The sequence below is a fragment of the Hoeflea algicola genome (assembly GCF_026619415.1).
Taxonomy (GTDB): Bacteria; Pseudomonadota; Alphaproteobacteria; order Rhizobiales; family Rhizobiaceae; genus Hoeflea; species Hoeflea algicola.
Genome location: NZ_JAOVZR010000003.1, coordinates 105,331 through 121,910 on the forward strand (window position 1 = coordinate 105,331; position 16,580 = coordinate 121,910).

Below are 16,580 nucleotides of genomic sequence, written 5' to 3' on the forward strand. Positions count from 1 at the left end.
CGTCACAACCCGTAAATCCGGAACGAGGAGCGGCCGGAGAGTTCGCGCACGGCGCCAAAATTCTCAAGCCGTTCAAACAGCCGCGCGCTGGCCCAGCGCGACAGGTGGCTTCCCGGCGCGGATGCCGGGATAGCATCTTCATCGAGCAGCTTGGCGATGACAGCATCGGCCCCCTTGGTCCGAACTTTTGGAGCAACAGCCAGAAGCTGGTCGGCGCGCCGGGCAATCTCCCCCGCCGACCGCAAGGCAGCCTCGGTCGCGTCAACCATTGCAAGGCAGATGGCCCGGGCAAAACCCGCCTCGCCGGGGCGCACCCGCCCCCGGCCCCCGATCGTGCGGAAGGCCGGGCCGTAACGTTCCGACACCAAGAGCGGCACGGGCGACGGCCACTTGAGCTTTTGCGCCAGAACACAGTCGGCCAGCACAAATGCCAGAGCTTCCGCATCCGGGCGCAACGCAGTGATCGAGGCGACAAGATCCGTCACCGCAAACGGGACCGCCCGTGCAGACTGGCAAGCAGCATCGGCCATATCGGCAGCGGTCGTGAGGTCGTCATCCCAGCGCAGAGCCATCAACTCCGCAAGCTCCCTGATGAAAGCCGTGCTGACTGTTGCGGATCTCCCCGCCACCTTTTGCATGGCCAGAAGCAGCTTTCCCGCCGGCCCGGAATCGTCTCCTGATGAGGTCAGCAAAACCGCGTCACGCAACGCGTGTTCGTCCTCGTTCCGGCCTGTCATACGGACCGCGACACCGGCACATTTCAGCGCCTGCCGGGACCGCCAGCATCCCGCCCATGCGGGGTCGGACTGAACCAGATCATCAAGCGATTTCAAGGCAATACCCGCCATGAACGCCACATCGGCTTCGGCCAGATCACGACCACGCGTCCGCGCCCACCCAGGCAGGCCGGACAACCGGATCGGAGTTGATGGCGGAACAGACGGTGGCGATTCCATGCCGGCGACACTACAACGCCCGTGCGGTTTAGGCCATTAAATTCAGCACAAACCGCACTGCCTGTCCTCAAGTTAGTATGATTGATAAGATTGCATTATCGTTCATTATGCTCTTTATAGAGGGAATGGCCCAAATCATCGACCAGAACCCGGAAAATGCCCCTCAGGAGCACTCAGCGCCGCCTCACAGCACGGCGGTTTCCGGTGATGTTTCCGCAGCCGGGATGTCGGCCGGGCTCCCCTCCCCTCTTGCGGAGACCACCACTGGCCTGCCGGCGCACCTGAAAGACCTTACCGATCGTGCCCGCGTCTATGTCGAGGCAGCCAGCTCCGCCAACACCCGCAAAGCCTATGCTTCCGACTGGAAGCATTTTTCCGCCTGGTGCCGCCGTCAGAATCTGTCTCCCCTCCCCCCGGATCCGCAGGTCGTTGGCCTTTACATCACCGCCTGCGCCTCTGGCAGTGCCATTGGCACGGCGACGCGCGGCGGCAAGCCAAACTCCGTTTCGACGATCGAGCGGCGCCTGGCTGCCATCGGCTGGAACTGTACCCAGCGCGGCATGACGCTCGACCGCAAGGATCGCGCCATTGCCACCGTGATGGCTGGCATCCGCAACACCCACGCCGCACCGCCACGTCAGAAAGAAGCGCTTTTGCCCGAAGATCTGATCGCAATGCTGGAAACGCTTGATCGTGGTTCACTGCGTGGCTTGCGCGACCGGGCGATGCTGTTGATAGGATTTGCTGGTGGCCTCCGCCGTTCAGAAATCACTGGCCTTGACCTTGGCCGCGACGAAACGGAGGACGGGCGTGGCTGGATCGAGATACTCGACAAAGGCCTGCTGATCACCCTACGCGGCAAGACCGGCTGGCGCGAGGTGGAGATCGGCCGCGGTTCATCTGATTCCACCTGCCCGGTCGTTGCCACCGAGACCTGGATCAAATTCGCAAAACTCGCCAAAGGCTCCCTCTTCCGCCGCGTGAGGGGTAAGGGCAAGGATGTCGGGCCGGAGCGCCTGAACGACCAGGAAGTGGCGCGCCTGGTTAAGCGCGCAGCGCTTGCCGCAGGCGTTCGCGGCGATCTTTCGGAAGTTGAACGCGGGCAAAAATTCGCCGGACACTCGTTGCGCGCGGGACTTGCCTCATCGGCCGAAGTCGATGAGCGTTACGTCCAAAAACAACTCGGCCACACATCTGCCGAAATGACCCGTCGGTATCAGAGACGGCGCGATCGGTTCCGGGTGAACCTGACGAAAGCGGCGGGGCTGTAGCCCCTCCCCTGCCGGTGGCTCGCTCAGAGTTTGGGACTGTGCCGAGAGCGCTCCGCTATACCGGAAATATCGACTTTCTTGCCTGCGATATCCGCGACGATCTTCAACGTGCCGCCGAGGGATTCGACATAATCGCGAAGCGTCGATAGTTTCATGTCGGCGCGCTTCTCCAGTCTTGAGACATTGGTTTGCTTGAAACCAGTCCCGGCGGACACGTCTTCCTGCGTCCGTCCAGCGAGTGCCCGCAATTCCCGCAGATTATGCGCCGCAACAAGCTCGTCGGCACGCTTTGCAACAGCGCGCCGTTCATCCTCAGGAAGCGTCTGCATCAGCTTATCGAGATCATCCATGTTTCTTCTCCAACTCGCTCAAATGCTCGTCATACCGTTTGTCCGCCAGATCGATCAGCCGCTTGTAGAAGAGTTTCTGGCTGACGCCACTCTTCGCACCACCGCAGAGAACCACAGCCTTTCGTTCCGGATCGAAGGCAAAGGCGAACCGCCATTGCACCTTCAACACCTTGACGCGCAGTTCCTTCATGTTCGCATGTTTGGAGCCTTCGAGTGTGTCGACTTCAGGTCGTCCCAATCGAAAGCCCTTCTCGCGAAGCAGCACCAGATGCGCGAGCAATTCGACCCGAACATCGGCTGGAAGGTCTGTAATCTCGCCTTTGAAGCGGTCATGAAACTCGACCTTCCATTCCGTCATTTCATATCCTGTAAGATATAGATGCTTCGGGATATATAGTCGACCACTCCACTCGAGGCAATGGGGGAATTCCTCCAGATATACGGACAAACGATCGGTTATCCGTTACCAGCGCCGCCGCGGCCCGTTCCATGTCAATCTCACCAGGGCCATCGGGCTGTTGAGGGGAAAAGTCCCCTCCTCGGTCCCACTTGAACCGGGAATCCAGCCAGTCTGACGGGGTGTTCGCTTAGGCGTCCGGCGAAATCAGCTTTAGCGAGGGAAAATATGTGCGGTACCGGCCAACGTCGCGGGTGAGCAGCGGAAGTACGTTGACAGCCGCATGGGCGCCGATGAAGAAGTCGGGCAGGACTCCGGTCCGGGATCCACCCGACCTGCGATATTGCGTGAACACTTTACCGGCCAGGAAGAGTGCCGCTCGTGGCATCGGAGCGAGTACGAGGCCTGCCTCATCGACAAACGCTTCAAGAAGCTCGATGCGGTCGTAACGAACCGCCAGCTCGGCGTAGACAACATCGTTGATCAATAGCGTCCCGGTGAGGCTTGCTACCTCAAGCTGGGCAATCGACCAGTCGGCCCAGTTCGGATCGTCGGTGACGAGGTCGAGCAGAACGTTGGTATCTATGAGTGTCACGCTTCGCCACGCGTCAGCGCCATGATCGCGTCAGTGTCTAGGCCCTTGCCGGCATGGCCGCGCAACTTTGCGAAACGGGTCGCCGGCTGATCTTTATCAGTGCGCGCAAGCACCACGCTGCCATCGGCGGCGCGGCGGAAATCAACCTTGCTGCCTGGAACTATCCCCAGCAGATCACGGACAGCTTTCGGTATGGTCACTTGTCCCTTTGCCGTAACGGTGGTGGTCATGTTCGCTCCACGGTAATACCTGATTTCAACAGAGTATTACTGAGTCGGTCGAATTTCAAGCCCTGGATCGTCGACTACCCGTCAAACGGCAGCAGACGGTCGATTACGACTAGCCTATGCTTCTGAACAACCGGCTTGTAGCACTTATTATATGTCGATAGAATGCAATTCCATCGACACAAATTAGCCATATGTCGATAACGACGACATGTCCGCCCGACATGTCGTTCGAAGAAGGATTGATCGACATGTCGTTTCGCCCGGATCGCCCCTACAATGACCTCCCTCCCCTTCCCCCGCACAAAGATGTTGAGACAAAGGCAGTCCTGAAAGCCTGTATCGAGGCTCGTGCAGCACTGGCCGAGCTTCGTATATCTGGCCAGCTCATTCCGAACCAAGCAGTTCTGATCAACTCGATTCCACTGCTTGAGGCGCAGGCGAGCTCGGAGATCGAAAACATCGTCACTACCACCGACAGGCTGTTCCGCTTCGCCAACGAAGCCGGCAATCACGCTGATCCTGCGACGAAGGAAGCATTACGCTATCGCACAGCCCTCAGCGAGGGCTTTCAGACGCTCAAGCAGCGACCTGTGTCGACGTCGACGGCGATCACTGTCTGTCAAACCATCAAGGGCTTTGAACTGGATATCCGGGCGACACCGGGAACGGCATTAATGAACGAGGCAACGGGCTCAGTAATTTACACGCCACCCGAGGGCCAGGCACTTTTGCGCGACAAGCTCGCTAATTGGGAGCGCTATATTCACGAATCCGAGGACATCGACCCGCTGATCCGACTCTCTGTGATGCACTACCAGTTTGAGGCGATCCACCCGTTTACCGACGGCAATGGCCGGACAGGCCGAGTGCTGAATCTGCTGTTCCTCGTCGACAAAGGCCTGCTGGACATCCCGATACTCTATCTGAGCCGCTACATCATCGGGAACAAACGCGCCTACTATGATCGGCTCCTGGCCGTCACAACTCAGGAGGCGTGGGAGGACTGGATCCTCTACATGCTGGAGGCTGTGCGCGAAACGGCAAACTGGTCGACAGCGCAAATTCGCGCCATCCGCGACCTGCTGGATCAAACCGCGGAGCATATCCGACGCGATCTGCCCAAAATCTATTCGCGCGAGTTGGCAGAGGTAATCTTCGTGAACCCTTATTGCCGAATCGGCGACCTTGTGACGGCCGGCATCGCAAAGCGACAGGCAGCGTCGGTCTATCTCAAGGCCCTCACCGAAGTGGGCCTGCTGCAGGAAATGAAGGCGGGCCGGGAAAATCTTTACATCAATCCGGCGCTACTTGCGCTCCTGAGCGAGCAACGCCCGGCTCGGCACAACCAATGAAACGCCCGAACGCCAGGCAGCACCTGAGATGACGCTGGACGCGGGGAATTTCATGCGTCCAATCCGGTTCTCACCTATCGCGAAATCGCCGGTCAGCTTGGGTGGTTTCGTGAGTGGACACAGCGGGTAATTCGGAATAGTCGCCCTCTTTTGTCAAGAACCTTATCGACCGAGCGCGCCGTTCCCGCCTGATCGATGCTGAAACCACAGCCAATCCAGCAATAGCCAAAGCGCTCACCATCACGATCTGGGCTTGTTTAGGGATTTCAGAAGCGCTTCCGAGACCTCATACTGTCCTTCCCCGCCCTTGTCGCCGTTTGGCGGCTCCCTATCGGTCGTGGCTGCCGCCTTGTCTGCATCCAGCTTGGACCGCAGTAAGGCCATCACCATCGGCCAGGTCGAGAAACGGCCCTCTCTCGCCTTGTCGGTGAGGCTGCGCAGATATCCCCCAGCGCTGTTGATCTGATCGGACCGCTGCAGGATTGCGGCCAGCGTGATCGCCGCCTGAACCTCGCCCATGGCGTCGCAAGCTTCTCGCCACGCACTCGGACTGACCCCCAGCATCGGCCGGGCCACCTCCACGGCCGCCAAAAAATCGCTCCAGTGGCGTATTCGACCACCCTGAGCCAAGTCCATCAGGTCCGGGCAAGCGTCAAGCACGATCCCCAAGGGCAGCTCCCGCTTCGGCAAACTCCGCAGGTTGTCGTTTTCATCGGCGCTGCCGCCCGCTTCCTTCTTTTTCGAGAGCCGTTTTCAGATTCAAATATGGAGTCTGGATTTGAATTCTGTATGTGGCGTCCATATTGGGACTCATTGGCATCCATATTCTGTGTTTTCGTGAATAGTTCCAGCATGTCATGCACCTCGGTCCACAACTCCTGGAGCTCGTCACAAAGGCTTTCGACGACCTGGCGCGGTGCCGTGCGCGGAAGGCGCCCGATAATCTCCTGGTAGATCTGGCTAATACGACCCCAGTTACCTGGAACGCCCTCCTCGACGCCGGCATCAATCATCTTCACAACATCCCGACGAAGCAGTGTCAGGCGTTCCTTGGAGACCTTGAAGGATTTCTTCTCGGCCTGAACCGCTTCCGCGAGTTGCTCGAACTCCTCGGCGCGGGCCACGATCGGTGAGAGGTCGAAGCCATAGGCCTGTTCGACCTCTCCTCCCCGGCCCTTGCGCGCGAAGCGCTTTCCATTCGGACTGTCTCTACGAATGATCAGTCCGCAATCGACCAGGACGGCTAGATGCCGGCGCAGCGTCGTGGGCGGCATGCCATTCGCGCGTGCCATGAGTTGTTCATTCGACGGCCAAACGACCAGCGTCCCGTCGCCCGAAAGCTCGCTGTCCCGATGGAATGACAGGAGCGCGTTGAGAATGGCCAGGGACCGGTCTGTGGCGCCCAGAAGGTCCCGAGCTTCACGAATCGAGCGGAAGACCTTCCACTTCTCGACCGTTGTTCCCTCGGGTATGGATTTCGCGGTGACTTGGCTTGCCATTTGGCCAAGCGTCATCGGCCGCCGCCCAAAGGGCGTCGTGGAGATATGCGTCTGCATTTTCTTTCACCTATTGCTAGGCAATAGAAAACTGCTCGCCGAAACGGCGCTCATGACTCAAAAGAGCCTTGACTGTGATTCCGGGAAGTGCGATTCTCTAGCTACCACACTAAGAGAGGGCTTCCGGAAGCGATTTCGGTGGCCTTTTTCTTTGCCAATTTCTGCCATGGCCGCCCGTTTACGGCCGTTGATTCACTCACCGCCCTCCTCTTTGTTTTGCTGAAATTCTTCGTAAAGGCGCTTCAATTGTCCCGAGAGGAACGCGCCAAACTGAGATGCATCCTTGGATTTCAAGGCAAGAGTGAAGGTCCGGCCGCTATCCTTTGTCGTCACTTTGACGGCAGCTTCGGACAGACTCCACACCTTTTCCGCCGCCTGCTTCGGTTTGGCCTTCTTTGTTCGAGAAGACTTGAGGCCATCGATAAGGACAGTGAATTGTTGGCTCCCCTCTGCCTCAACGAATGCCTCACTCTGAACCAGCTCCAGCGCAGTTTCAGCATTTGCCGGCATTTGAACGAGTTTCTTCAGTTCTTCCCAACGGTCCCGGCCAACACCCTTCGCGGCGCCGAGCGCCTCGAGGACGGCTTCTGGCACGACATCAGCGACGGAGAGCATTCGAGAAAGCAAAGTGTCGTCAATCGTCAAAGCTGTCTTGATGGTAGCCTTGTCGATTCCGGACTCGAGCAAGCGCCGTGCATAAAGCGCCTTCTCAATGAAGCTCAGATCGTCCCTGGCTGAGTTCTCCTGACCCTGAGCGATGACGTGGGCAATATCTTCAAGCGGCTTGATGACTGCTCGAACTTCCTGCCCAAGCTTTCGGGCCACCCTAACTCGCCGGTGGCCGAATACTACAATGTAGCGGCCGCTTGTCTGGGGATGCGGCCGAACCAGAACAGGAGAATGCTGTCCGGCATTTTTGATGGCCTGTAGGAGTTCGCCGTCCTTTTCTTCGTCCTCGCCAATTCTATCCGCATAAGGGGAGGGGTCGAGTTTATCTGGATCCAGCGATACCACAATGTCGCCTTCCAGAACGCGCATCGAGCTCTCAGCAAGGTCGTCGAGGGACTGCATCATAGATCGTGAAGCGCCGCGGCGCGCATATTCCACACGCGATTCCGCCACTCCGTCCTGCTCGACGGGTTTTGCCGGACGATCTCCAATATTAGCAAGCAGGTGCTTTCTAGCCATGATATTCACCTAAAATGGGAGATATCGTATTGTTCTCTAACCTTTTTTCCGCAATCTGCACGGCTGTCAAAATGGCCTTCATTTGCGCCTCCATGCCGAGTGGATGAGAGAAGTTATTTCTCCGTTCACTGCATTGAGGGACTCAATGGCCCGGTCATAGGTCGAGCGAACGAACAACGCTCGCTCGACCTCATAGACCGTCTGCTTGGTTATGCCCGCATCGGAGATTGCGGTTGACTTGACCATCTGGTTGTTCAGCATTCTCTTACCAAACATTGCCTGCATGAAGCCCACCATCTGCGCTTGGGGCCCGTCTGTCGCTTCGTAGCGAGTCACGAGGTATCTAAACCAATCAAGTCGAACCTTGGCACCAACTCCTTTAATCGATTGCAGAATGCCCCCGAGCATAAGCAGGAATTGGCTCATGCTCATGATGTCGAGCATTTGCGGATGCACAGTGATGAGAACGCCCGTCGAAGCCGTAAGTGCCGTCAGTGTGAGATATCCCAATTGAGGCGGACAATCGATAACGACGATATCATAGCGGTCATCAACCTCTTTTAGCGCATTGGAGATGCGCGTGAAAAAAGCCGACCCTCAGGTGAGCTCCGATCAGATGCGGCAAGTGGCGTTTCGTATTCGTACTCTTGGAGCTCCAAGTTCGCCGGGACGATATCCAATCCGGGAAAATTGGTAGTACGAATGACTTCTTTAATCGAACAGCGTTCGTTGTCGTATCGCAAAGCGTCGAAAAGGGAAGGATTCTTATCGAGCTCGGGTTGAACGCCATGAAGAGCAGTGAGCGATGCTTGCGGATCGAGATCAATAGCAAGAACACGGTGCCCCGTAAGAGCCAGGTACTGTGCCAGATGGGCTGTGGTGGTCGTCTTACCAGATCCACCCTTGAAATTGACCACAGAGATGACCTGCAAATGGTCACCCTCACGTCGACGTGGGACATAGTCCTTCACGCCGCTACGTCCGTGCTTATCGAGATACTCGCGCAACTCCAGCATTTGTTCTGCGGTGTAGGAGCGCCTCCCCGACGATGAGACCGTTGGAACAGGACCTTTCCCATCCAAGTGCAATTTTTTCACGTGGTTCTGGGTAACGCCAATGAAGTCTGCAACCTCGGCCAACGAGAACAAACGCAGACCCTTTTGCGCGTCAGGCGGGTACTGCTCGAGACGGAGCATATTCAGACGATCGGAGATCAATTCACCCTGCTGGATGATCTCCTCGTCGAAATCCATCGCATTTTGCTCATCGACTGTTGACACCAACATCTCACTTCCATCGAAATAACGCTTTTTCCCAAGCAACATGCGGGAAAGCGTTATTACTATGGGCGATTCCGGTTCCGGCGCAAGCGGTTTTTGGTTAACGGTTTCTTAACACGGGCCAAACCATCGGCCTCCAGATTCTCTGGAAAAGCAGAATTTATCCAGTGTTTTCCAATACTTATTTGACGCCACGAATGCCTTTATGGATATTTGCTGTCCCGGCACATCTGCCGGGGCGACTTCGCACGCCGTCGTTCGAAAACTATGTAGAGCGCAAGTTCCAGCCCAATCCCACCGATTATCACCCCGACTCAGTGATCTGAGTCGAACTCAAGCCCCGCTCAGCGGATACCGCGCGAACACTCATCTAACCACCCCGGCAGATCTGCCGGGGTGACCGGCTTCTCTCATTCGATCAAAACCGCAACTCACCCGCAAGTAGCAACGGTGGATGCGATGCATACAAGATTTGACCACGACCAGCGGCACCTAAATTCGCCAATTGGAGAGGATCCATGAGCACGAGTTCCTCCCATTCCCGGTTGGTCCGCAAACTACGTGAAGCGCTCGGAGATGTGATCTGCGCGGCACTCGAAGACGACGATGTCGTTGAAATCATGCTCAACCCGGACGGACGGCTGTTTGTCGAGCGGCTGGGCGAAGGGATGGCAAGGATTGGCGCGCTGCAGGTGGGCGCGGCCGAGATCATCATTGGCAGCGTTGCACACGCCCTGCAGACCGAGGCAGACGACGAACAGCCTATTATTTCCGGTGAACTGCCGATAGGCGGGCATCGGTTCGAGGGTCTGCTTCCCCCGGTGGTGAGGGCACCCAGCTTCACCATTCGCCGGCGCGTATCCCGTCTGATCCCGCTTGCGGACTATGTGAGCGGCGGCGTGATGACCAGGCTTCAGGCAAGCCTCATTCGACGCGCCATTCAGGAACGGCTGAATATAGTCGTCTCCGGCGGAACGGGATCGGGCAAGACGACATTGGCCAACGCAGTCATCGCCGAAATCGCCCAGTCCGCTCCATCGCATCGGTTGCTCATTCTGGAAGACACGGCCGAGATCCAATGCGCGGCCGAGAACGCAGTTTGCCTGCACACAACCGACAGTACCGACATGGCGCGGCTTCTAAAAAGTACGATGCGTTTGCGCCCCGATCGCATCATAGTCGGCGAAGTTCGGGACGGCGCCGCGTTGACCCTTCTCAAGGCGTGGAACACAGGCCACCCGGGCGGGATCACCACCATACACGCCAACACCGCGCATTCCGCGCTGCGGCGCCTCGAGCAGCTGACCGCCGAGGTGAGCCAGCAGCCGATGAGAGAAGTGATCGGCGAAGCTGTTGATCTCGTCGTCTCCATCGAACGAACGGCGACCGGCCGGCGTGTGCGCGACGTGATGCGCGTTACCGGTTTCGACGGCGCGACCTACGAAACAGACCACAATTCCCAGACCGACGAGGACAGCCATGCCGCATAATTTCCGCCGAAACGCCTCGATGGGAGCCATAGTTGCCTTGCTTTGCGTGGCAGTCGCGTCTCCAGCTCTCGCAAGTTCCGGTGGCGGCCTCCCATGGGAGGGGCCGCTCCAGCAGATCCAGGAATCGATCACCGGCCCGGTTGCCGGCTTTATCGCGCTCGCCGCCGTCGCTGTCGCCGGCGGCATGCTGATCTTCGGCGGCGAACTCAACGACTTCGCGCGGCGGCTGATGTATGTCGTCCTTGTCGCAGGCATTCTGCTTGGTGCGACCCAGATCGTCGGACTGTTCGGCGCATCGGGCGCCTCGATCGGCCTCCCAGATCAGGTTGCACCAGGCGGGCGAGGGGAGGGGACTGATGGCTGAAGCCGGCGCACCCCTTTCCCGCTCGCCCATCCATCGCGCATTGTCGCGGTCAAACCATCTGATGGGCGCCGATCGTGAACTCGTGCTTCTGACCGGGCTTGCCACGGTCATTCTCATCTTCGTGGTGCTGACCTGGTTCTCGGTGTTGCTGGGCATTGCTATCTGGATCGCCGTTGTCGGGATCCTCCGGATTATGGCCAAGGCCGATCCGATGATGCGGCAGGTTTATCTGCGCCACATCGGCTATCGACCGACTTATCGGCCGACATCGTCGCCATGGCGGAGGTACTGAGCTCTCATGGTGGCGCTCAAGCAATTCCGAAACTCAAAACCGTCCTTCTCCGACCTCTTGCCCTATGCGGGCCTGGTCGCTGACGGGATCATTCTGTTGAAGGACGGCTCGCTGATGGCTGGCTGGTATTTTGCGGGACCGGATTCGGAGAGCTCGACCAATGTCGAGCGAAACGAGGTGTCGCGCCAGATCAACGCCGTCCTTTCGCGGCTCGGGACCGGCTGGATGATCCAGGTCGAGGCCGTGCGCGTGCCGACGACGGCCTATCCGGCTCGTGACGCCTGCCATTTCCCCGATCCGGTCACACGGGCGATCGACGAAGAGCGTCGCGCACATTTCGAGGCGGAGCGCGGCCACTACGAGAGCCTGCACGCCCTTATCCTCACCTATCGGCCACCGGAACCTCGCCGGTCGGCCATGGCGCGATATGTCTATTCCGACGAGGCAAGCCGATCGGAGACCTATGCGAACCGCGTCCTCAATTCGTTCCAGACCTCGATCCGTGAGGTCGAACAGTATCTCGGCAACGTGCTGTCGATCCGGCGCATGGTAACACGCACGGTTATCGATCCGGAGACAGGAAGCGGGGCGCGCTATGACGAGCTCTTCCAGTTCATCCGCTTCTGTATCCTCGGTGAGAATTATCCAGTCCGCCTGCCGGCGATCCCGATGTATCTCGACTGGCTGGTCACGGCAGAATTCCATCATGGGCTCTCCCCCATGGTCGACGGCAGATATCTGGCCGTGGTCGGCATCGACGGCTTTCCAGCCGAGAGTTTTCCTGGAATCCTCAATTCGCTCGACCTGATGCCGCTCACCTATCGATGGTCGAGCCGCTTTCTCTTTCTCGACGATCAGGAGGCACGCCAGAAGCTCGAGCGCACCCGCAAAAAGTGGCAGCAGAAAGTCCGGCCGTTCTTCGATCAGCTCTTCCAGACCCAAACCAGCTCGGTCGATCAGGACGCCATGACGATGGTGGCCGAAACCGAGGACGCGATTGCCGCCGCCTCGTCGCAGCTGGTCGCCTATGGCTATTACACGCCGGTCATAATCATGTTCGACACCGACGAAGCTCGTCTGCGCGATCAGGCAGAGGCGGTCCGACGGCTCATCCAGGCCGAAGGCTTCGGCGCCCGGATCGAGACGCTCAATGCGACTGAGGCCTATCTCGGCAGCCTGCCCGGCAATACCTACGCCAATATCCGCGAACCTCTCATAAACACAAGCAATCTCGCTGATCTCATTCCGGTCAATTCCGTATGGGCGGGCAGCGCCGTGGCACCTTGCCCCTTCTACCCGCCCAATGCCCCGCCGCTGATGCAGGTCGCCAGCGGCTCGTCTCCCTTCCGGTTGAACCTGCATGTCGACGATGTCGGCCATACGCTGATCTTCGGGCCGACGGGGTCGGGAAAGTCGACCTTGCTGGCGCTGATCGCGGCTCAGTTCCGCCGGTACGAAGCGGCGCAAATCTTCTCCTTTGATAAAGGCAAGTCGCTCTACCCGCTGACCAAGGCCGCCGGCGGCGATCACTACGAGATCGGGGCAGGGGAGGGTGCGCTCGCGTTCTGCCCGCTGGCCGAGCTTTCGACCGACGGGGACCGGGCATGGGCGGCCGAATGGGTCGAAACGCTTGTTTCCATGCAGGGAGTGACCATCACACCCGACCACCGCAACGCGATCGCCCGTCAGATCGCCCTGATGGCCGAGGCGCGCGGCCGATCGCTCTCGGACTTCGTGAGTGGCGTTCAAATGCGCGAGATCAAGACCGCGCTTCACCATTACACGGTCGACGGTCCGATGGGACAGCTCCTCGATGCCGAGCAAGACGGGTTGACGCTTGGGATGTTCCAGACCTTCGAGGTCGAGGAACTCATGAATATGGGCGAGCGCAATCTCGTCCCCGTCCTTCTCTATCTCTTCCGCAGGATCGAGAAGCGCCTGACCGGAAAGCCAAGCCTGATAATCCTCGACGAGGCCTGGCTGATGCTTGGCCACGCAACGTTCCGTGACAAGATCAGGGAATGGCTCAAGGTCCTGCGAAAGGCCAATTGCGCCGTCGTTCTCGCCACACAGTCGATCTCGGATGCCGAGAAGTCCGGGATTATCGACGTGCTCAAGGAAAGCTGCCCGACCAAGATATGCCTGCCGAATGGCGCCGCGCGTGAATCCGGAACCCGCGAATTCTACGAACGGATCGGCTTCAACGAGCGGCAGATCGAGATCGTCACAACCGCCATTCCGAAGCGGGAATACTACGTCGCGTCTCCAGAAGGGCGGCGTCTGTTCGATATGACACTTGGACCCGTCGCACTCGCCTTTGTCGGCGTGTCGGGCAGGCAAGATCTCAAGCACATCAATGAACTCAGCCAACAGCATGGACCTGAATGGCCCATGCACTGGTTGCGGACAAGGGGAGTGGACAATGCGAAACGCATTCTCTCGATCAACTAAAATTGCCGTCGCAGCTCTGACGGTGGCCGCGTGGTTGCCGATCGTTCATGCCGATGCCGGCACCGTGACGGGCGGGGCGACCGAATGGACGCAGATCCTGAACAATACCGAGCTTGTCAGTCTCGTCGGGCAGTCGACCGAGCAGATCGGCAATCAGGTGACGCAGATCACGCAGTTGGCGGAGCAGATCCAGAACCAGCTGAAGATCTACGAAAACATGCTCCAGAACACGCTGACGCTTCCGAACCAGGTCTGGGGTCAGGTGGAAAGCGATCTCAACAGGCTACGCGGCCTCGTCAATCAGGGTCAGTCAATTGCTTTCTCGATGGGCAATGCTGACGATGTGCTTCGGCAGCGGTTCCAAAGTTTTGCCGATTTCAAGTCGGGGCTCACCAGCGGCGAGACGTTTTCCGCAAATTATCAGACCTGGTCGGACACCAATCGCGACACGATTGCCGCAACGCTTAAGGCGGCCGGACTGACTGCGGACCAGTTCAGCTCCGAGGAATCGACGATGAGCCAGTTGCGGTCGATGTCGCAAAGCGCGGTCGGTCAGATGCAGGCGCTTCAGCTCGGCCACCAGATTGCAGCCCAGCAGGTCGCCCAGGCCCAGAAGCTGCGGGGACTCGTCTCCCAGCAAGTGACAATGATGGGCACCTGGTATCAGTCCGAACAAGCGGCCAAAGACCTCGCCCAGAACCGTCGCGAGGAATTCTTCAAGTCGACCACGCCCTCCACCTCGGGTGGGCAGGAAATGGAGCCGCGCTGGTGAACAGGTCCACTATTTTCATTGCGATCGTCCTCGCAGTCATCGGAATCGGCGGCATCGTCGTTTGGCAGATCGTGATGTCCTCTGATCCCACTTCGCATGTCAGCACATCAGCGCCGGCGCCACAGAAATTTGACACGACGGGTGGGCAGGAGATGCGTCCGCGCTGGAAGACAGGTGAAGGTGAGGGCGATGAGGCGGAAAACTAAGGTCTTCTTTGCAGCTGCGCTCGCACTCGGTCTGTTCGCGGGGCCCGCGTTTGCCCAGGAAGGCACGCTGCTGACGACGCTGGAAAACGAGATTGCTAACGCTGCCCAAGGCTGGCAATCCACGATCTTGAATGCGGCGCGGTCGCTGTTCTGGATCCTCGCTGGAATCGAGGTCGGGATTGCAGCCGTCTGGTTGGCGATCGCCGCCGCCTCGCTCGATACATGGTTCGCAGAGCTTGTCCGCCGCATCATGTTCATCGGGCTCTTCGTTTTCATGCTTGAGCAAGGGCCCGACTTTGCAAAGGCCGTGGTTGACAGCCTCTACCAGATCGGCGCCGGCGGCGGCTCGGCATCGCCCGCCAATGTCTTCAATGCCGGTCTGCAGGTGGCAAGCGCCATGTCAGCCAAGGCCCAGTTCGGCCTGTTCGAGGATAACGCTCTGGCGATCGCCGCGGTTTTCGCGATGGTGGTCGTGGTGATCGCATTCAGCCTCGTCGCGGCAATCTTCGTTGCCGTCATGGCGGAAATGTATGTCGGCCTGCTCGCCGGCATGATCATGCTCGGGCTCGGCGGGTCGAGCTACACCAAGGATTTTTCGGTCCGCTATCTCGTCTACGCTTTCTCCGTTGGCATGAAACTGATGGCGCTCGTGATGATCGCGAGGATCGGCTCGGAAGTTCTGATCGGCCTCGCCAATACGCCGTCAAACAGCGACGAGTTCCTATCCACACTGGCGATCGCCGGCATCTCCGTCGTGGTGTTTGTCATCGCCATGTATGTGCCGAACATTGTGCAAGGGATGGTGCAGGGCGTTTCCGTAACGGGCGGCATGGAAGCCATACGCCATGGCGGGCAAGCCGCGAGCTTTGCCGCCGGAGGTGCTGCGCTCGCCACGGGCGGGGCGAGGGCAGGGGCCGCGGCCTATTCCAATGCCCGCGCCGGCGGCAGCTCGTTCGGTGCGGCCGCACTCAAGGGCATGGCAAGCGGTGTCGGCGCGGCCGGTGGTGCCGTTGCATCCGCTTCGCGTGACAAGGCGATCGGGGTGCCCGGCACCTGGGGCGCGTCGACGCTTGGTCTTGCCAACGCCAAGCTTGATCAGGGTCAGGGTCGTCCAGGTCCAAGCCCGAACCGTGACGAGAAAGCGTGACAGAGACCATGGCCAAAACACATCCCCCCGAAAACCCCTATCTCGCCGCACGTCAGGAATGGAACGAGCGTTACGGCTCCTATGTCAAGGCGGCGGCTGCCTGGCGGATCGTTGGTGTCACCGGCATGCTTATGGCGGTGATCGGCTTCTCCTACGCGCTTTACCAGAGCACTCAGGTCAAGCTCGTTCCCTACATCGTGGAAGTCGACAAGCTCGGGACCGCCGCGACCATCGGGTTTCCGCAACAGATTGAATATGCCGACGCCAGAGTGGTGCGTGCGGCGCTTGGAAGTTTCTTATCGAACTTCCGCTCCGTCACACCCGATGCCGTGGTGCAAAAACAATATATCGACCGCACCTATGCGCTACTCAGATCGTCGGACCCGGCGACCGAAAAGGTAAATGCCTGGTTTCGGAACAACTCGCCCTTTGACAGGGCAAGATCGAAGACGGTCGCCATCGAGGTCACCAACATCGTGCCGCTTTCCAACCAGAGCTATCAGATCGACTGGACGGAATATGAGCGCGACCGGCAAGGCAAAGAGATTTCAACGAGGCGGTTCCGTGGCGTCGCCACGGTGGCGTTGACCCCGCCACAGGACGAGGCGGTGATACGGCTCAACCCCATCGGCCTCTACCTCAAGGATTTTGACTGGACAGCGCAGTTGTGAGCGCGCGCAAGG

General features: G+C 58.9%; 16 protein-coding genes and 2 pseudogenes. 10 read left to right on the top strand and 8 right to left on the bottom strand.

Annotation, left to right across the window (positions count from 1 at the left end; genetic code table 11):
* Window positions 1-2: 2 nt before the first annotated feature.
* On the bottom strand, window positions 3-956 hold the full coding sequence (locus OEG84_RS24290) for a DUF1403 family protein (RefSeq protein WP_267656449.1): 954 nt from the start codon (window positions 954-956) through the stop codon (window positions 3-5).
* A 125-nt stretch (window positions 957-1,081) separates the two neighbouring features.
* Here OEG84_RS24290 and OEG84_RS24295 point away from each other — a divergent pair, with 125 nt between their 5' ends.
* Window positions 1,082-2,227 (top strand): site-specific integrase, encoded by a 1,146-nt coding sequence (locus OEG84_RS24295; RefSeq protein WP_267656451.1) that lies wholly within the window; start codon window positions 1,082-1,084, stop codon window positions 2,225-2,227.
* Between the two features lie 23 nt (window positions 2,228-2,250).
* Here the strand turns inward: OEG84_RS24295 and OEG84_RS24300 are convergent, their stop codons facing one another.
* From OEG84_RS24300 to OEG84_RS24315, 4 genes are all read right to left on the bottom strand, one after another.
* Complete coding sequence (locus OEG84_RS24300; protein ID WP_267656453.1) at window positions 2,251-2,577, bottom strand: helix-turn-helix domain-containing protein; 327 nt, start codon at window positions 2,575-2,577, stop codon at window positions 2,251-2,253.
* Entirely contained in the window at window positions 2,570-2,935 is a 366-nt protein-coding gene (locus OEG84_RS24305; RefSeq protein WP_267656455.1) for a type II toxin-antitoxin system RelE/ParE family toxin, read from the bottom strand. Before OEG84_RS24305 ends, OEG84_RS24300 begins: the two co-directional genes overlap by 8 nt.
* Window positions 2,936-3,164: 229 nt before the next feature.
* A complete protein-coding gene (locus OEG84_RS24310; protein WP_267656457.1) occupies window positions 3,165-3,569 on the bottom strand; it encodes a type II toxin-antitoxin system VapC family toxin in 405 nt (134 codons plus the stop codon).
* On the bottom strand, window positions 3,566-3,799 hold the full coding sequence (locus tag OEG84_RS24315) for an AbrB/MazE/SpoVT family DNA-binding domain-containing protein (protein ID WP_267656459.1): 234 nt from the start codon (window positions 3,797-3,799) through the stop codon (window positions 3,566-3,568). Before OEG84_RS24315 ends, OEG84_RS24310 begins: the two co-directional genes overlap by 4 nt.
* Window positions 3,800-4,047: 248 nt before the next feature.
* Between OEG84_RS24315 and fic the strand changes: the two genes are divergently transcribed.
* On the top strand, window positions 4,048-5,151 hold the full coding sequence (fic, locus tag OEG84_RS24320) for a protein adenylyltransferase Fic (RefSeq protein WP_267656601.1): 1,104 nt from the start codon (window positions 4,048-4,050) through the stop codon (window positions 5,149-5,151).
* A gap of 240 nt (window positions 5,152-5,391) precedes the next feature.
* Here fic and repC read toward each other — a convergent pair.
* The 3 genes and pseudogenes from repC to repA all read right to left on the bottom strand — a co-directional run bounded on the left by repC (window position 5,392) and on the right by repA (window position 9,181).
* Window positions 5,392-6,707: pseudogene (gene repC / locus OEG84_RS24325) on the bottom strand (plasmid replication protein RepC).
* 192 nt (window positions 6,708-6,899) lie between these two features.
* Window positions 6,900-7,895 carry a plasmid partitioning protein RepB gene (repB, locus tag OEG84_RS24330; RefSeq protein WP_267656461.1) on the bottom strand — a complete coding sequence of 332 codons (996 nt, stop codon included), beginning with the start codon at window positions 7,893-7,895 and terminating at the stop codon, window positions 6,900-6,902.
* Window positions 7,896-7,973: 78 nt separating this feature from the next.
* Window positions 7,974-9,181 (bottom strand): annotated as a pseudogene (repA, locus tag OEG84_RS24335) (plasmid partitioning protein RepA).
* Between the two features lie 512 nt (window positions 9,182-9,693).
* On the opposite strand from repA, the gene trbB reads away from it, so the two are divergent.
* The 8 genes from trbB to OEG84_RS24375 are packed head-to-tail and all read left to right on the top strand — an operon-like array spanning window position 9,694 to window position 16,568.
* Window positions 9,694-10,665 (top strand): P-type conjugative transfer ATPase TrbB, encoded by a 972-nt coding sequence (trbB, locus tag OEG84_RS24340; protein WP_267656462.1) that lies wholly within the window; start codon window positions 9,694-9,696, stop codon window positions 10,663-10,665.
* Window positions 10,655-11,029, top strand: coding sequence for a TrbC/VirB2 family protein (locus OEG84_RS24345; protein ID WP_267656463.1), 375 nt, complete (start codon window positions 10,655-10,657; stop codon window positions 11,027-11,029). The genes trbB and OEG84_RS24345 overlap by 11 nt, the downstream gene beginning before the upstream one ends.
* Window positions 11,022-11,321 carry a conjugal transfer protein TrbD gene (locus OEG84_RS24350; protein ID WP_267656464.1) on the top strand — a complete coding sequence of 100 codons (300 nt, stop codon included), beginning with the start codon at window positions 11,022-11,024 and terminating at the stop codon, window positions 11,319-11,321. The genes OEG84_RS24345 and OEG84_RS24350 overlap by 8 nt, the downstream gene beginning before the upstream one ends.
* Before the next feature lie 6 nt (window positions 11,322-11,327).
* Window positions 11,328-13,772 carry a conjugal transfer protein TrbE gene (locus OEG84_RS24355; protein ID WP_267656466.1) on the top strand — a complete coding sequence of 815 codons (2,445 nt, stop codon included), beginning with the start codon at window positions 11,328-11,330 and terminating at the stop codon, window positions 13,770-13,772.
* The gene (gene trbJ, locus OEG84_RS24360) at window positions 13,744-14,544 is read left to right on the top strand and encodes a P-type conjugative transfer protein TrbJ (RefSeq protein WP_267656468.1); all 801 of its coding nucleotides are present in this window, start codon (window positions 13,744-13,746) and stop codon (window positions 14,542-14,544) included. Before OEG84_RS24355 ends, trbJ begins: the two co-directional genes overlap by 29 nt.
* On the top strand, window positions 14,541-14,750 hold the full coding sequence (locus OEG84_RS24365) for a TrbJ/VirB5 family protein (RefSeq protein ID WP_267656470.1): 210 nt from the start codon (window positions 14,541-14,543) through the stop codon (window positions 14,748-14,750). The genes trbJ and OEG84_RS24365 overlap by 4 nt, the downstream gene beginning before the upstream one ends.
* Complete coding sequence (gene trbL / locus OEG84_RS24370) at window positions 14,734-15,897, top strand: P-type conjugative transfer protein TrbL (RefSeq protein ID WP_267656471.1); 1,164 nt, start codon at window positions 14,734-14,736, stop codon at window positions 15,895-15,897. The genes OEG84_RS24365 and trbL overlap by 17 nt, the downstream gene beginning before the upstream one ends.
* 8 nt (window positions 15,898-15,905) lie before the next feature.
* Window positions 15,906-16,568, top strand: coding sequence for a conjugal transfer protein TrbF (locus OEG84_RS24375; protein WP_267656472.1), 663 nt, complete (start codon window positions 15,906-15,908; stop codon window positions 16,566-16,568).
* The last annotated feature ends 12 nt before the right edge of the window (window positions 16,569-16,580 follow it).

Coding starts and splice junctions, on each gene's coding strand:
- OEG84_RS24355 (WP_267656466.1), top strand. CDS start 11,328: ATGGTGGCGCTCAAGCAATTCCGAAACTCAAAACCGTCCTTCTCCGAC.
- trbJ (WP_267656468.1), top strand. CDS start 13,744: ATGCGAAACGCATTCTCTCGATCAACTAAAATTGCCGTCGCAGCTCTG.
- OEG84_RS24375 (WP_267656472.1), top strand. CDS start 15,906: ATGGCCAAAACACATCCCCCCGAAAACCCCTATCTCGCCGCACGTCAG.
- OEG84_RS24290 (WP_267656449.1), bottom strand. CDS start 956: ATGGAATCGCCACCGTCTGTTCCGCCATCAACTCCGATCCGGTTGTCC.
- OEG84_RS24305 (WP_267656455.1), bottom strand. CDS start 2,935: ATGACGGAATGGAAGGTCGAGTTTCATGACCGCTTCAAAGGCGAGATT.
- trbL (WP_267656471.1), top strand. CDS start 14,734: ATGAGGCGGAAAACTAAGGTCTTCTTTGCAGCTGCGCTCGCACTCGGT.
- OEG84_RS24345 (WP_267656463.1), top strand. CDS start 10,655: ATGCCGCATAATTTCCGCCGAAACGCCTCGATGGGAGCCATAGTTGCC.
- trbB (WP_267656462.1), top strand. CDS start 9,694: ATGAGCACGAGTTCCTCCCATTCCCGGTTGGTCCGCAAACTACGTGAA.
- OEG84_RS24300 (WP_267656453.1), bottom strand. CDS start 2,577: ATGGATGATCTCGATAAGCTGATGCAGACGCTTCCTGAGGATGAACGG.
- repB (WP_267656461.1), bottom strand. CDS start 7,895: ATGGCTAGAAAGCACCTGCTTGCTAATATTGGAGATCGTCCGGCAAAA.
- fic (WP_267656601.1), top strand. CDS start 4,048: ATGTCGTTTCGCCCGGATCGCCCCTACAATGACCTCCCTCCCCTTCCC.
- OEG84_RS24295 (WP_267656451.1), top strand. CDS start 1,082: ATGGCCCAAATCATCGACCAGAACCCGGAAAATGCCCCTCAGGAGCAC.
- OEG84_RS24315 (WP_267656459.1), bottom strand. CDS start 3,799: ATGACCACCACCGTTACGGCAAAGGGACAAGTGACCATACCGAAAGCT.
- OEG84_RS24350 (WP_267656464.1), top strand. CDS start 11,022: ATGGCTGAAGCCGGCGCACCCCTTTCCCGCTCGCCCATCCATCGCGCA.